This window comes from Pseudomonas sp. Z4-7, from assembly GCF_051131965.1.
Taxonomy (GTDB): domain Bacteria; phylum Pseudomonadota; class Gammaproteobacteria; order Pseudomonadales; family Pseudomonadaceae; genus Aquipseudomonas.
On the sequence record NZ_CP071642.1, the window covers coordinates 599,130 to 614,211 of the forward strand.

Below are 15,082 nucleotides of genomic sequence, written 5' to 3' on the forward strand. Positions count from 1 at the left end.
CGCATGCCGCAGACTAAAGATGAATTTCCCGACGCGCTGTACAGTGCCGCGCAAGTCCGGGCCCTCGACGCACAACTGATCGCGGCGGGCACCAGCGGCTTCGAATTGATGCAGCGCGCCGCCCGCGCCACCTGGCGAGCGATCGTCCGGCGCTGGCCTGAAGCCGGCGAGTTGACCGTATTCGCCGGCCATGGCAACAACGCCGGCGATGGCTACCTGGTGGCGACTCTGGCCCGGCGTGCCGGCTGGGCGGTCCGGGTACTGGCGGTAGGCGAGCCCCGGCGGTTGCTGGGTGATGCCGCCAATGCCCATGCCGAAGCCGTGGCGGTCGGTGTGCCGGTGGAACCTTGGTCGGATGATTGCGAATTGCGCGGTGTTCTGCTCGACGCGTTGCTCGGCACCGGGGCGAGCGGTGACGTTCGAGAACCGTATGTCCGGGCAATCGACACCATCAATGTCAGTGGGTTACCGGTCGCTGCGGTGGATATCCCTTCCGGGTTGTGTGCCGACACCGGTCGGGTGCTGGGTACCGCAGTGACGGCGGACCTGACCGTGACCTTCATTGGCCTGAAGCTCGGTCTGTTCACCGGCGATGCGGCGGATCGGGTGGGAGAGTTGGTATTCAACGACCTGCACGCGGACCCGGACCTCGTTGACGCGGCGCCGGCCAACGCTCGATTGCTCTTGCCGCATAATTTGCCGCGTCTGCCGCCCCGTGCGCCTTCAGCCCACAAGGGCAGGTTTGGTCATGTGCTGTTGATTGGCGGCGACCGCGGTTTTGGCGGCGCCATCCAGATGAGCGCCGAAAGCGCCTTGCGCAGCGGTGCGGGGATGGTTTCGATGGCGACCCGCAGCGAGCATGTGGCCGCCGCGCTGGTGCGTTTGCCTGAGGTGATGGTGCAAGGCACCCATTCGGCTAACCAGTTGATGGGGCTGCTCAAACAGGCCAGCGTGCTGGTGGTGGGGCCGGGCCTGGGCCAGGCCGCTTGGGGGCGCAGCCTGTTGTCGGCGGCGGCCAATGCGTCGCTGCCGCAGGTGTGGGATGCCGATGCGCTGAATTTGTTGAGCCGTGGCGTGGTCAGTCTGCCGGAACAGTGCATCATCACCCCGCATCCAGGCGAGGCCGCGCGACTGCTGGGGATTTCCACCGTGCAGGTGCAGGCCGATCGTCCAGCGGCGGCCCACGCATTGAGCAAAAAATACCGAGCCAGCGTGATTCTCAAAGGCGCCGGTAGCCTGATCGCCAGCCCGGACGGGCGCCTGGCGGTTTGCGGTCAGGGTCATCCGGCGATGGCCACCGCTGGCCTGGGGGATGTACTCGCTGGCGTGGCCGGCGCTTTGCTGGCCCAGGGAATGGAAGGATTCGAAGCCGCGTGCCTGGCCGTCTGGCTGCATGCCAATGCCGGGGTGCAGGTCGGTCGCTCGGGCCGCGGATTGGCCGCGACCGATCTGATTCCGGCCATTCGTCAGTTGTTGGAGGAGCACTCACCGTGTCTGAAGTAACCCTGTACGTGGCGGACGAACAAGCCATGACACAATTTGGCGCCCGCATCGCGCAGATCACCGCAGGCCATGGTCTGATTTTTCTCGAAGGTGACCTCGGCGCGGGGAAAACCACCCTGTCCCGTGGCATCATTCGCGGCCTCGGGCATGTCGGCTCGGTCAAGAGCCCCACGTTCACGTTGGTCGAGCCCTACGAGATCGGTGATACCCGCGCCTTCCATTTCGACCTGTATCGACTGGTCGATCCTGAGGAGCTGGAGTTTCTCGGGATCCGTGATTATTTCGAAGATGACGCCTTGTGCCTGATTGAATGGCCTCAGAAGGGTGCAGGCTTTTTGCCAAAGCCCGACCTGACCATTACCATTGGCGCGCAGAACGGCGGGCGTTCGCTGAAACTGACGCCGCAAGGCTCGCGTGGCGAGTCGTGGTGTGCCGCTCTGGCACTGGAAAACTAATTGATGATGGGGTTTGGTATGCGCTTTCGCGCGGTGGTTGCTGTCGTAGGACTGTTGCTTACGGCACTGGCCGTCGATGCTGTGGCTGAGACAAAGGTCAACAGTGTTCGCCTCTGGCGGGCGCCGGACAACACCCGGCTGGTGTTCGACCTGACAGGCCCGGTGCAGCACAGCGTGTTCACCCTCGCGGCCCCGGATCGCCTGGTGATCGACATCAACGGTGCATCCCTGGGCGCGCCGCTGAACGTGCCCACGGCCAACACGCCGATTACCGCGATGCGTTCGGCCCAGCGCACGCCCACCGACCTGCGAGTGGTCATCGACCTGAAACAGGCCGTGACCCCGAAGAGTTTCACCCTCGCACCCAATGCCCAGTACGGTAACCGGTTGGTGGTGGATCTGTTCGATAACCCGGCCGACGCCGCGCCTGCGCCACCGCCCCCGACCAAGGTCGCGACGGTGCCTGCCGTTCCGGTCACACCCACCGAGCCTGCGCTCAAGCTGCCACCGGCGCCGGCCGGCAAACGCGACATCATCGTGGTCATCGATGCCGGCCACGGTGGCGAAGACCCTGGCGCCTCGGGCTCGCGCGGTCAGCGTGAGAAAGACGTGGTGCTGGCCATCGCCCGGGAGTTGCAGCGCCAGGTCAACGGCATGAAGGGCTTTCGCGCCGAGCTGACCCGCACCGGCGACTACTTCATTCCGTTGCGTGGCCGCACCGAGATCGCCCGCAAGAAAGGTGCGGACCTGTTCGTCTCGATCCACGCCGACGCCGCGCCTTCGAAGGCTGCGTTCGGCGCCTCGGTATTCGCCTTGTCCGATCGTGGCGCCACCTCCGAGACCGCGCGCTGGCTGGCCGACAGTGAAAACCGTTCCGACCTGATCGGTGGTGCCGGCAACGTCAGCCTCGACGACAAGGACCGGATGCTTGCCGGCGTGTTGCTGGATCTGTCGATGACCGCCTCGTTGACGTCCAGCCTCAACGTTGGGCAAAAGGTCCTGAGCAACATCGGCCGCGTTACCCCGCTGCACAAGCAACGCGTCGAACAGGCCGGATTCATGGTGCTCAAGTCGCCGGACATCCCGTCGATCCTCGTGGAAACCGGGTTTATTTCCAACGCCAACGAAGCCTCGAAACTGTCCTCCGCGAGCCACCAGCAGGCCCTGGCCCGTTCCATCAGCAGCGGCGTGCGGCAGTTCTTCCAGCAGAACCCGCCGCCGGGTACCTACATCGCCTGGCTGCGCGATTCGGGCAAGATTGCCCAGGGACCGCGGGATCATCGCGTCAGTCCTGGCGAAACCCTGGCGATGATCGCGGTGCGCTACCAGGTGTCGCCCGCTACCTTGCGCAGCGCCAATAACCTGCAGAGTGACGAGCTGAAGATCGGCCAGACCCTGACCATTCCCGGCAACGAAGTGGCGGTCAAGCAATGACGGATGAAGTGATTGGCGGCAACGCTCGCATCGAACTGCTCAGCCCGCGGCTGGCGAACCAGATCGCTGCCGGTGAGGTGGTCGAGCGCCCGGCGTCGGTCATCAAGGAACTGCTGGAAAACAGCCTCGACTCCGGGGCCAAGCGCATCGACGTCGATGTCGAGCAGGGCGGCGTCAAACTGTTGCGGGTGCGCGATGACGGTCGCGGCATTCCCGCCGACGACCTGCCGCTGGCGCTGGCTCGCCACGCCACCAGCAAGATTCGCGACCTGGAAGACCTCGAGCGGGTCATGAGCCTGGGGTTTCGTGGCGAGGCGCTGGCGTCCATCAGCTCGGTGTCGCGCCTGACGCTGACGTCCCGCACCCGCGATGCCGACCAGGCCTGGCAGGTCGAGACCGAAGGCCGCGACATGGCTTCTCGCGTCCAGCCCGCCGCCCATCCGGTGGGCACCTCGGTAGAAGTGCGCGACCTGTTCTTCAATACCCCGGCCCGGCGCAAGTTCCTCAAGGCCGAGAAGACCGAGTTCGATCATTTGCAGGAAGTCATCAAGCGCCTGGCCCTGGCGCGTTTTGACGTGGCGTTCCATTTGCGCCACAACGGCAAGACCATCCTCAGCCTGCACGAGGCCCACGATGATGCGGCCCGTGCCCGACGCGTGGGCGCGGTGTGCGGTGCGGGTTTCCTCGAGCAGGCATTGCCCATCGAGGTGGAGCGCAATGGCCTGCACCTGTGGGGCTGGGTCGGCTTGCCGACGTTCTCCCGCAGCCAGGCGGATTTGCAGTATTTCTATGTGAATGGCCGCGCGGTGCGCGACAAGCTCGTGGCCCACGCGGTGCGCCAGGCGTATCGCGATGTGCTGTTCAACGGTCGGCATCCGACCTTCGTGCTGTTTTTCGAGGTCGACCCTTCGGTGGTGGACGTCAACGTGCACCCGACCAAGCACGAAGTGCGGTTCCGTGACGGGCGCATGGTCCATGACTTCCTCTACGGCACTTTGCATCGCGCCCTGGGCGACGTGCGTCCTGAAGATCAATTGGCGGCCCCGGCGGCGTTGGCCGGCATGGTCCGGCCAAGCGGACTGGAAGCTGGCGAATTCGGTCCCCAGGGCGAAATGCGCCTTGCGGCCAACGCGCTGCTTGAGCAACCCCAGCCCCAGCCGGTCTATAACAAGGCCGGCAACGGTGCCGGCAGCGGCTATCAATACCAATACACGCCGCGTCCTCAGTCGAATGTGCCGGCGGCGGAGGCCCAGGCTGCCTATCGCGAATTTTTCAAGCCGCTGCCGGAGACCGGTGCGGCGGCATTGCCCGATGGCCAGGGCGATATCCCGCCGCTAGGCTATGCCCTGGCGCAGCTCAAAGGTATCTACATCCTCTCGGAAAATGCCCAGGGCCTGGTCCTGGTGGACATGCACGCCGCCCACGAGCGGATCATGTACGAACGATTGAAGATCGCCATGGCCAGCGAAGGCTTGAGCGGGCAACCGCTGCTGGTGCCCGAATCCCTGGCCGTCAGCCAGCGCGAAGCCGATTGCGCCGAAGAACATGTGAGCTGGTTCCAGCGCCTGGGCTTCGAGTTGCAGCGCCTGGGCCCGGAGACCCTGGCGATCCGGCAGATCCCGGCCTTGTTGAAACAGGCCGAGGCCAATCGCCTGGTCAGCGACGTGCTGGCGGACCTGATGGAGTACGGCACCAGTGACCGGATCCAGGCGCACCTGAACGAACTGCTCGGCACCATGGCCTGCCACGGCGCAATCCGCGCCAACCGGCGCCTGGCCCTGCCGGAAATGAACGGTCTGCTGCGGGATATGGAAAATACCGAACGCAGCGGTCAATGCAACCATGGCCGGCCGACCTGGACCCAATTGGGCCTGGACGACCTGGACAAACTGTTCCTGCGCGGTCGCTGATGAGCCAGCTCCCTCCGGCGATCTTCCTGATGGGGCCGACGGCCGCCGGCAAGACCGACCTGGCCATCGAACTGACCAAGGTGCTGCCCTGCGAGTTGATAAGCGTCGACTCGGCCTTGGTCTATCGGGGCATGGACATCGGCACCGCCAAGCCATCGAAGGAACTGCTGGCCGAATATCCGCACCGCCTGATCGATATCCTCGACCCGGCCGACGCCTACTCGGCAGCCGATTTCCGGCGTGATGCGCTCCAGGCCATGGCCGAGATCACCGCGCGGGGCAAGATTCCGCTGCTGGTGGGCGGCACCATGCTCTATTACAAGGCCTTGGTCGACGGGCTGGCGGACATGCCGGCGGCCGATCCCGAGGTGCGCGCGCAGATCGAAGAAGAGGCTGCGCGCCTTGGCTGGCAAGCGCTTCACGAGCAATTGGCGGTGATCGATCCCGAGTCGGCGGCGCGTATTCACCCCAACGACCCGCAGCGGCTCAGCCGGGCGCTGGAGGTTTATCGGGTCAGCGGCCAGAGCATGACGGCCCTGCGCCAGCGACAATCTGCGCAAAGTACTGAAGCAGCCGCTTCGGGACTGCAACAATTGCCCTATACTGTCGCGAATCTGGCCATCGCTCCGGCGAACCGGCAAGTGTTGCATCAGCGTATTGAACAAAGATTCACATTGATGTTGGAACAGGGGTTCATAGACGAGGTCGTAGCCCTGCGTGAGCGAAGTGACCTGCATGCCGGGTTGCCGTCTATACGTGCGGTAGGTTATCGACAAGTCTGGGATTACCTGGACGGCAAGCTGACGTCAGCCGAGATGCGCGAGCGTGGGATTATCGCCACGCGCCAATTGGCGAAGCGCCAGTTCACCTGGTTGCGCAGCTGGACTGACTTGCATTGGCTCGACAGCCTTGATTGCGACAATCTGCCACGCGCCTTGAAATACCTTGGGACCATCTCCATATTGAGCTGAGTCCTTGCAATTGCCGTCTATCCTTGGGGGTGTGACGGCCCAAGCCATCTGATTCCGATTTTTATAATTGATCCTTAAAGGAGTGCGGCACATGTCAAAAGGGCATTCGCTACAAGACCCTTACTTGAACACTTTACGTAAAGAAAAAGTTGGGGTGTCCATCTATCTGGTCAACGGGATCAAACTGCAAGGCACGATCGAGTCTTTCGACCAGTTCGTCATCCTGCTGAAAAACACCGTCAGCCAGATGGTCTACAAACACGCTATCTCGACAGTGGTGCCGGTTCGCCCAATTCGTCTGCCTAGCGCAACCGAATCCGAAGGCGCTGACGCTGAGCCGGGTAACGCTTGATAGGAGCCTCCTTTGTTCTTTGAGCGCCACGGTGGTGGTGAGCGGACTATTCTCGTTCACTTGGAAGGACAGGACCCTGAGGCGCGCGAAGATCCGCAGGAGTTTCAGGAATTGGCAATTTCGGCCGGCGCCGAGACCGTCGCGTTTTTCAACGTGCCGCGTCATCGGCCAACCGCCAAATTCCTGATCGGCAGTGGCAAGGTCGAGGAGTTGCGCGACCTGGTCAAGGCCGAGCACATCGATCTGGTGATTTTCAATCACATCCTTACGCCCAGTCAGGAACGTAACCTCGAACGTGTCTTCGAGTGTCGCGTGATCGACCGCACCGGGCTGATTCTCGATATCTTTGCCCAACGCGCGCGTACCCATGAAGGCAAGCTCCAGGTCGAACTGGCCCAGCTTGAGCACATGAGCACACGGCTGGTTCGCGGCTGGACTCACCTCGAGCGCCAGAAAGGCGGTATCGGCCTGCGTGGCCCGGGTGAAACCCAGCTGGAAACCGACCGGCGCCTGCTGCGGGTTCGCCTGCGCCAGATCAAGGGGCGGCTGGAGAAGGTCCGCAGCCAGCGCGAGCAGTCGCGACGCGGCCGCAAGCGGGCGGACATCCCGACGGTTTCACTGGTGGGGTATACCAACGCCGGCAAATCGACGCTGTTCAATCACGTTACCCAGTCCGACGTCTACGCGGCCGACCAGTTGTTCGCCACGCTCGACCCGACCCTGCGCCGGCTCGACCTGGACGACCTCGGGCCGATCGTGCTGGCCGACACCGTGGGCTTCATCCGGCACCTGCCGCATAAACTGGTCGAGGCTTTCCGGGCTACGCTCGAAGAGTCGAGCAACTCCGACCTGCTGCTGCATGTGATCGATGCTGCCGAGCCGGACCGGATGCTGCAGATCGAGCAGGTCATGGTGGTGCTGGGCGAGATCGGGGCGCAGGACTTGCCGATCCTCGAGGTATACAACAAACTCGATTTGCTCGAGGGCGTGGAACCGCAGATCCAGCGCGATGCCGACGGCAAGCCGCAGCGGGTCTGGCTGTCGGCGCGTGATGGCAGCGGCCTGGACCTGCTCAAGCAGGCCGTGGCGGAGCTGCTGGGCGACGACCTGTTTGTCGGCACCCTGAAGCTGCCACAGCGTTTTGCCCGGCTGCGTGCCCAGTTCTTCGAGCTGGGGGCGGTGCAGAAAGAAGAACACGACGAAGACGGTGTCTGCCTGCTGGCCGTTCGCCTGCCTCGGTCGGAACTGAACCGGCTGGTCAGTCGTGAAGGGCTGCAACCGATGGAATTCATCGAGCAACACACTTTGCAATAAAAGCCTGAGAAAGCTGTGTCAGGCATTCTGTAGCATTGGCCGGCGCGCCGTGGGTGCGTCTTTGCTTTATCAGATGGAGAGCGCTATGGCTTGGAATGAGCCGGGTGGCAACTCGAACAACCAGGATCCCTGGGGCGGCAAGCGTCGTAACAACGGCGACCGCAAGGGACCACCGGATCTCGACGAGGCCTTCCGCAAGCTGCAGGAAAGCCTGAACGGTTTGTTCGGTGGTGGTAAGAAACGCGGTGACGATGGCGGCAGCCGTCCGGGCAGAGGCGGTGGTTTCGGCCTGCTCGGCATCGGTCTTGTCGTGCTTGCGGCTGTCTGGCTGTACAGCGCGGTTTATGTCGTGGACGAGCAGGAGCAAGCCGTGGTGCTGCGCTTCGGCAAGTACTACGAAACCGTCGGCCCGGGCCTGAACATCTATTTCCCGCCGATCGACCAGAAGTACATGGAGAACGTCACGCGTGAGCGTGCCTACACCAAGCAGGGCCAGATGCTCACCGAGGACGAGAACATCGTCGAAGTGCCGCTGACCGTGCAGTACAAGATCACCAACCTGCAGGACTTCGTGCTGAACGTCGACCAGCCGGAAATCAGCCTGCAACACGCGACTGAGAGTGCCTTGCGCCATGTGGTGGGCTCCACCGCCATGGACCAGGTGCTGACCGAAGGTCGCGAGCTGATGGCCAGCGAAATCAAGGAGCGTCTGCAACGCTTCCTCGACACCTATCGCACCGGTATCACCGTGACCCAGGTCAACGTGCAGAGCGCAGCGGCACCGCGTGAAGTCCAGGAAGCCTTCGACGACGTGATCCGTGCCCGTGAAGACGAGCAGCGTTCGCGCAACCAGGCCGAAACCTACGCCAACGGCGTCGTGCCGGAAGCCCGTGGCCAGGCCCAGCGCATCATCGAGGATGCCAACGGCTATCGCGACGAAGTGGTTTCCCGCGCCAAGGGTGAGGCTGATCGCTTCACCAAGCTGGTGGCCGAGTATCGCAAGGCTCCTGAAGTGACCCGCCAGCGTCTGTACCTGGACACCATGCAGGAAGTCTTCAGCAACACCAGCAAGGTCCTCGTGACCGGCAACAAGAACGGCCAGAGCAATCTGCTGTACCTGCCGCTGGACAAGATGGTCGAGAGCGGTCGCAACACCGGCACGCCGTCAACCGGCGCGGCGGCAGCCGCCAGCAATGAAGCCAATGCCCGCGCGGCGGCGGACCTGCAGCAACAGCAAGCACGTACCAGGGAGAGTCGCTGATGAGCAATAAATCGCTGATCGCCCTTATTGTCGGTGTCGTCGTGGCGATCGCTGCCTGGAACTGCTTCTACATCGTGGCTCAGACCGAGCGTGCGGTGTTGCTGCAGTTCGGTCGCGTGGTCCAGGCTGATGTCCAGCCGGGGCTGCATGTGAAAGTGCCGTACGTCAACAAGGTGCGCAAGTTCGACGCCCGCCTGATGACGCTGGACGCGCCGACGCAGCGCTTCCTGACGCTGGAAAAGAAAGCCGTGATGGTCGATGCCTATGCCAAGTGGCGCGTGAAGGATGCGGAGCGCTTCTACACCGCGACGTCCGGCCTCAAGCAGATCGCTGACGAACGTCTGTCCCGTCGCCTGGAATCGGGTCTGCGTGACCAGTTCGGTAAGCGTACCCTGCATGAAGTGGTCTCCGGTGAGCGCGATGCGCTCATGTCCGACATCACCCGTTCGCTGAACACGATGGCGGAAAAAGAGCTGGGTATCGAAGTGGTCGATGTCCGCGTCAAGGCCATCGACCTGCCGAAGGAAGTGAACCGCAGCGTGTTCGAGCGCATGAGCACCGAGCGTGAGCGTGAAGCCCGCGAGCACCGTGCCAAGGGTAACGAGCTGGCTGAAGGCATCCGTGCCGACGCCGATCGCCAACGCCGTGTGCTGCTGGCCGAAGCCTATCGCGAATCGGAAGAAGTCCGTGGTGATGGCGATGCCCAGGCCGCTGCGATCTACGCCAAGGCCTACGGCCAGGACCAGGAGTTCTACGCGTTCTATCGTAGCCTGCGCGCCTACCGTGAAAGCTTCGCGAACAAGTCCGACGTTCTGGTCCTGGACCCAAGCAGCGACTTTTTCCACTACCTGGAAAAGGCCAAGCCTTGATGCGACGTTGACCTGAAGCACTCCGCCCGGCGGCTAAAACGTCGGGCGGGGTGATCCTTTGGGAAAACGTGTGTATGATGCGGCAGCCGGGAAATCCCCGGCTTTTTTGCGTCTGCACGTTCGATTGTGGTTGGTTGCAGGCGTCGGGTGAAATGACCCGACAGGTTTTTCGAGGAAAGTGCTTGGCGAGGCCGATTCAAGGCCATTCGTCACGTCGCCCTTGCGCGTGGTTTGCGGTTTTTCGCATGGCGCGGGCATTTTCTGCTTCACTCAAGGCCAGCCCGAAAGTTGGCCGCCCGGATCATAGGGGAATGGCGTAATGGCAACGGTAGACCGCTGGCTGCTGCCAGATGGCATCGAAGAAGTACTGCCACCGGAGGCCGCGCGTATCGAAGTAGCGCGTCGGCAGGTGTTGGATCTGTTCCAGAGCTGGGGTTACGAGTTTGTCGTGACCCCGCATATCGAGTACCTGGAATCCCTGCTGACCGGCGCGGGCCAGGACCTGGATCTGCGCACCTTCAAGGTCATCGATCCGCAGTCGGGTCGGCAGATGGGCTTTCGGGCCGACATCACGCCACAAGTGGCGCGCATCGATGCCCACACCCTGCGTCGTGAAGGTCCGAGCCGCCTGTGCTATGCCGGCAGTGTCCTGCATGCCTTGCCGCGTGCCTTGTCGTCTTCGCGCAGCCCGATCCAGCTGGGCGCCGAGCTGTATGGCGACGCGAGCCCGAGCAGCGACGTGGAAGTCATCAGTCTGATGCTGGCCATGCTGCAACTGGCTGACGTGCCGGATGTCCACATGGACCTGGGCCATGTCGGCATCTACCGCGGCCTGGCACGTGCGGCCGGCCTGTCCGGCGAAGTGGAACAGCAGTTGTTCGATGCGTTGCAGCGCAAGGCCATCGACGAAGTCATCAGCCTGACCGAAGGCCTGCCGACACAATTGTCTGGCATGCTGCGGGCATTGGTGGATCTGTGTGGCGGCCGTGAGGTGCTGGGCGCCGCTCGCGAGCGTCTGGCCGGTGCGCCGGCGCCTGTGCTGGCGGCCCTTGATGACTTGTTGGCGATTGCCGAGCGTCTGTCGGTGCGTTTCCCGGAGCTGCCGCTGTATTTCGACCTGGGTGAACTGCGCGGTTATCACTACCACACCGGCGTGGTGTTCGCCGTATTCGTACCGGGCGTCGGCCAGTCCATCGCCCAGGGCGGTCGCTACGACGACATCGGCGCCGATTTCGGTCGTGCCCGTCCGGCGACCGGCTTCTCTACCGATTTGAAAACCCTGGTGACCCTGGGGCGTGCTGAGATCGAGTTACCGTCTGGCGGTATCTGGATGCCTGACAGTACGGATGCGGCACTCTGGCAGATGGTCTGCCAGTTGCGCAGTGAGGGTCAGCGTGTCGTCCAGGCATTGCCTGGGCAACCTTTGGCCGCCGCCCGTGAAGCGGACTGCGACCGGCAATTGATTCAGCAGAACGGGCTTTGGCAAGTATTGCCGCTGGCTTCTTGAGTTTTCCTGCCGGCCATCGCCGGCACCAAGTTTGCGCGAATGAGGACAAGTGTTATGGGTAAGAATGTCGTAGTCCTGGGCACCCAGTGGGGTGATGAGGGCAAAGGCAAGATCGTTGATCTGCTGACCGAACATGCTGCCGCCGTAGTGCGCTACCAGGGTGGCCACAACGCAGGTCACACCTTGGTGATCGACGGTGAGAAAACCGTTCTGCACCTGATCCCCTCGGGCGTGCTGCGCGAAGGCGTGCAGTGCCTGATCGGCAACGGCGTGGTGGTTGCCCCCGACGCCCTGCTGCGGGAAATCATCAAGCTGGAAGAGAAGGGTGTGCCGGTGCGCGAACGCCTGCGCATCAGCCCGTCCTGCCCGCTGATCCTGTCCTATCACGTTGCGCTGGACCAGGCCCGTGAAAAGGCCCGTGGCGAGCTGAAGATCGGCACCACCGGTCGCGGCATCGGCCCGGCCTATGAAGACAAGGTCGCCCGTCGCGGCCTGCGCATCGGCGACCTGTTCCACCGCGAACGTTTCGCCGCCAAGCTGGGCGAGTTGCTGGACTACCACAACTTTGTCCTGGTCAATTATTACAAAGAGCCGGCCATCGACTTCCAGAAAACCCTCGACGAGTGCATGGAATACGCCGAGCTGCTCAAGCCGATGATGCTCGACGTCACCGCCGAGTTGCACGAGCTGCGCCGCGCCGGTAAGGACATCATGTTCGAAGGCGCCCAGGGTTCGCTGCTGGACATCGACCACGGCACCTACCCGTACGTCACCAGCTCCAACACCACCGCTGGCGGCATCGCCACCGGTTCGGGTTTTGGCCCGATGTACCTGGACTACATCCTCGGCATCACCAAGGCCTACACCACCCGCGTCGGTTCGGGCCCGTTCCCGACCGAGCTGTTCGACGACGTCGGTGCCTTCCTGGCCAAGCGCGGCCACGAGTTCGGTGCCACCACCGGTCGTGCCCGTCGTTGCGGCTGGTTCGATGCCGTCATCCTGCGTCGCGCCATTGACGTCAACAGCATCTCGGGCCTGTGCCTGACCAAGCTGGACGTGCTGGACGGCCTGGAAACCATCAACATCTGCGTGGGCTACAAGAACCAGGACGGCGCCGTCATCGACGCACCGACCGATGCAGACAGCTACATTGGCCTGGAGCCGGTGTACGAGCAGATGCCAGGCTGGACCGAATCGACCGTGGGCGCCAAGACCCTGGAAGAGCTGCCCGTGGCGGCCCGCAACTACATCAAGCGCGTCGAAGAGCTGGTCGGTGCGCCGATCGACATTATTTCGACGGGGCCGGACCGCAACGAAACCATCGTTCTGCGTCATCCTTTCGCCTGATAAGTCGTTGATGTAACTCACAAAGGACCCTCGTTTGGGTCCTTTGTCGTCTCTGTCTGTCAGACGGCACGACCTTTGCTACGCACCCTTGATAATAAGTACTTCTTGTGAAGTGCCATCAATTTAATGGCGTTAGTAGAGGGATTCCCCTGTGTCGGCCGTTCTCTCACTGTTACAAAGCCGTTTGCTGCGGCCTGTTTTCGTTACGCTCGGTATCGCCCTTTTGGTGCAGGTACTGGTCGCCGTTGCGCTGACCCGAAGCACGGTCACTGCGCTGGAGGCCGACCTGAACGCGCGCCTGGGGGCTGACAGCCAGAAACTCGCCGGTGAGCTGGAGCAGGCCGGGCGTGAAGTCACCTCGAGCCTTGATAACCTTTCCGCCAGCACCCGCCAACGGTTGAACGCCGGTTTGTCCTCGCGGCTGAAGGAGGAGCAGGCCCATCTGCGTGCGACTCTGGAAAAAGACCTGAGGGATTCCGCCAATGATATGGCGCAGCTTTTGGCCTCGGTGGCGCCTCGCGCCATGTGGGACAGCGACGTGCCGACCCTTTCCGAATTCGCCCGCCGCGCCCAGCGCAATCCCAACGTGTTGTTCGTCATCTATGACGACGCTGCCGGCGAACACCTGACTCGTTATCTGAACCGGGAAAACCCGATCAACAAGGCCCTGCTGGAAAAAGGCAAGGGCGAGCGGGCACTGGACAAGGTGCTGGACGCGGCGAAGAACGACCCGTCGGTCTATTACCTCGAAGCGTCGATCAACCCCAACGGTGTGGAAATTGGCAAAGTGCTGATGGGCGTTTCTACCGCCTCGGTAGAAACCGATCTGAAAGCGCTGGACCAGCGCTTCTCGGCCTTGATCGCCAGCAGTGACCAATTGGTCGGTGACAGCCTCAAGGGCGCAGCCGCCGACAGCGCCACCGCCATGCGTGGCCGCCTGGGCTCGGCGCAGGCAACCGCCACGCAAATGCAGACCAATACCGCCGCCACCGTGCAGGAGGCTGCGGGGACTTTGCGCTGGCGCATCGGTCTGGGCCTGGCGCTGGTCGGGTTCGGCGTGCTGGCATTGCTGGCCGTGGTGCTGGGGCGGCGGGTGGTCAATCGCTTGAAGCTGTTGATCGCAGCGATGAACGACCTGGCGGCGGGCGAGGGCGATCTGACCAAGCGTGTACAGATCAGCAGCAAGGATGAAATTGGCGACATGGCTTCGGCGGTCAATCGTTTTGTCGACAAGTTGCAACCTATCGTGCGTGAAGCGGGCGACGTGGCCCAGCGCACCGGCCAGGAAATCGGTGCGATGACCCTGCGCAACTCCGGCGCCGACGCGGCGGCCGGCATGCAGCGCGACGAAGTGGCCGAGAGCCTGCGGGCGTTGTCGCAGATGGCTGATGAGGCGCAGTCGGAAAGCCAGGCGATGCAGGCGGCCCTGCAGCAGGTGGTAGAGATTCGACAGGCCACCGATGAAACGACCCGCACCGCGGCCAAGGTCGGCGGCTTGATCGAAGCGCTGGCCGGACAGGTCGACACCGGGGCGAAGGTCATCGAGCGGCTGGCCCAGCAGAGCGAGCAGATCGAAGTGGTCCTGACGGTTATCCATGGCATCGCCGAGCAAACCAACCTGCTGGCGTTGAACGCGGCCATCGAAGCGGCGCGGGCAGGCGAAACCGGGCGCGGATTTGCGGTGGTGGCGGACGAGGTGCGGGCACTGGCGAGCAAGACCCAGAGTTCGACCGGCGACATCCAGGCGCATATCGTCGCCTTGCAACAAGGTGCGCGCGAAGCGGTGGCTGCGATTGGCCAGGCTGGACGACAAGCGAACGAGGGTCTGGCGGTGCTGCGAGACAGCGCCCGGCTGCAGCAATCAGTGCAGGCTTCGGTCGAGCAGGTCCACGCGGCCATCGGCCTGGCGACCCAGGCAGCGGCGCATCAGGCCCAGGGCGCCCAAGCGGTGCGCGGACGGGTGGAAACCATCCACGCCCAGGCCGAAAAAGCCGCCCAGGCGGTGGTCGAGACCACTGCCAGCGGCAAGGTGTTGGACAGTCTGGCGGCGCAGTTGAAGGCGAGCCTGGGGCAGTTCAGGGCCTGATCGAGATTGCGGCTGGCCCTTCGCGAGCAGGCTCGCTCCCACAGGGGTTCTGGCGTCTACAAGACCTGGTACC

12 protein-coding genes are annotated in these 15,082 nt (G+C 63.2%); all 12 read left to right on the forward strand.

Translation table 11 applies throughout. The features are described from left to right. The first annotated feature begins 3 nt into the window (after nt 1-3). Nucleotides 4-1,503, forward strand: coding sequence for an NAD(P)H-hydrate dehydratase (locus J3P91_RS02555; RefSeq protein WP_434602653.1), 1,500 nt, complete (start codon nt 4-6; stop codon nt 1,501-1,503). Then, on the forward strand, nt 1,491-1,958 hold the full coding sequence (tsaE, locus tag J3P91_RS02560; protein ID WP_434602654.1) for a tRNA (adenosine(37)-N6)-threonylcarbamoyltransferase complex ATPase subunit type 1 TsaE: 468 nt from the start codon (nt 1,491-1,493) through the stop codon (nt 1,956-1,958). The genes J3P91_RS02555 and tsaE overlap by 13 nt, the downstream gene beginning before the upstream one ends. 3 nt (nt 1,959-1,961) lie before the next feature. Beyond that, on the forward strand, nt 1,962-3,392 hold the full coding sequence (locus tag J3P91_RS02565) for an N-acetylmuramoyl-L-alanine amidase (RefSeq protein WP_370871022.1): 1,431 nt from the start codon (nt 1,962-1,964) through the stop codon (nt 3,390-3,392). Beyond that, the gene (gene mutL / locus J3P91_RS02570) at nt 3,389-5,302 is read left to right on the forward strand and encodes a DNA mismatch repair endonuclease MutL (protein WP_434602655.1); all 1,914 of its coding nucleotides are present in this window, start codon (nt 3,389-3,391) and stop codon (nt 5,300-5,302) included. The genes J3P91_RS02565 and mutL overlap by 4 nt, the downstream gene beginning before the upstream one ends. Next, nucleotides 5,302-6,273, forward strand: coding sequence for a tRNA (adenosine(37)-N6)-dimethylallyltransferase MiaA (gene miaA, locus J3P91_RS02575; RefSeq protein ID WP_434602656.1), 972 nt, complete (start codon nt 5,302-5,304; stop codon nt 6,271-6,273). The genes mutL and miaA overlap by 1 nt, the downstream gene beginning before the upstream one ends. 91 nt (nt 6,274-6,364) lie before the next feature. Beyond that, nucleotides 6,365-6,625: an RNA chaperone Hfq gene (gene hfq, locus J3P91_RS02580; RefSeq protein ID WP_058546527.1), complete on the forward strand. Its 261-nt coding sequence runs from the start codon at nt 6,365-6,367 to the stop codon at nt 6,623-6,625. A gap of 12 nt (nt 6,626-6,637) precedes the next feature. Beyond that, nucleotides 6,638-7,939 (forward strand): ribosome rescue GTPase HflX, encoded by a 1,302-nt coding sequence (hflX, locus tag J3P91_RS02585; RefSeq protein ID WP_434602657.1) that lies wholly within the window; start codon nt 6,638-6,640, stop codon nt 7,937-7,939. Nucleotides 7,940-8,024: 85 nt separating this feature from the next. Then, on the forward strand, nt 8,025-9,200 hold the full coding sequence (gene hflK, locus J3P91_RS02590; protein ID WP_434570002.1) for an FtsH protease activity modulator HflK: 1,176 nt from the start codon (nt 8,025-8,027) through the stop codon (nt 9,198-9,200). Next, nucleotides 9,200-10,069: a protease modulator HflC gene (gene hflC / locus J3P91_RS02595; protein ID WP_305497195.1), complete on the forward strand. Its 870-nt coding sequence runs from the start codon at nt 9,200-9,202 to the stop codon at nt 10,067-10,069. Before hflK ends, hflC begins: the two co-directional genes overlap by 1 nt. Before the next feature lie 319 nt (nt 10,070-10,388). Then, nucleotides 10,389-11,576, forward strand: coding sequence for an ATP phosphoribosyltransferase regulatory subunit (locus J3P91_RS02600; RefSeq protein WP_305497194.1), 1,188 nt, complete (start codon nt 10,389-10,391; stop codon nt 11,574-11,576). 54 nt (nt 11,577-11,630) lie between these two features. Beyond that, nucleotides 11,631-12,923 carry an adenylosuccinate synthase gene (locus J3P91_RS02605; protein ID WP_003186407.1) on the forward strand — a complete coding sequence of 431 codons (1,293 nt, stop codon included), beginning with the start codon at nt 11,631-11,633 and terminating at the stop codon, nt 12,921-12,923. Nucleotides 12,924-13,074: 151 nt separating this feature from the next. After that, a complete protein-coding gene (locus J3P91_RS02610) occupies nt 13,075-15,009 on the forward strand; it encodes a methyl-accepting chemotaxis protein (RefSeq protein ID WP_434602658.1) in 1,935 nt (644 codons plus the stop codon). The last annotated feature ends 73 nt before the right edge of the window (nt 15,010-15,082 follow it).

Coding starts and splice junctions, on each gene's coding strand:
- J3P91_RS02555 (WP_434602653.1), top strand. CDS start 4: ATGCCGCAGACTAAAGATGAATTTCCCGACGCGCTGTACAGTGCCGCG.
- J3P91_RS02565 (WP_370871022.1), top strand. CDS start 1,962: ATGATGGGGTTTGGTATGCGCTTTCGCGCGGTGGTTGCTGTCGTAGGA.
- mutL (WP_434602655.1), top strand. CDS start 3,389: ATGACGGATGAAGTGATTGGCGGCAACGCTCGCATCGAACTGCTCAGC.
- miaA (WP_434602656.1), top strand. CDS start 5,302: ATGAGCCAGCTCCCTCCGGCGATCTTCCTGATGGGGCCGACGGCCGCC.
- hfq (WP_058546527.1), top strand. CDS start 6,365: ATGTCAAAAGGGCATTCGCTACAAGACCCTTACTTGAACACTTTACGT.
- hflK (WP_434570002.1), top strand. CDS start 8,025: ATGGCTTGGAATGAGCCGGGTGGCAACTCGAACAACCAGGATCCCTGG.
- hflC (WP_305497195.1), top strand. CDS start 9,200: ATGAGCAATAAATCGCTGATCGCCCTTATTGTCGGTGTCGTCGTGGCG.
- J3P91_RS02600 (WP_305497194.1), top strand. CDS start 10,389: ATGGCAACGGTAGACCGCTGGCTGCTGCCAGATGGCATCGAAGAAGTA.
- J3P91_RS02605 (WP_003186407.1), top strand. CDS start 11,631: ATGGGTAAGAATGTCGTAGTCCTGGGCACCCAGTGGGGTGATGAGGGC.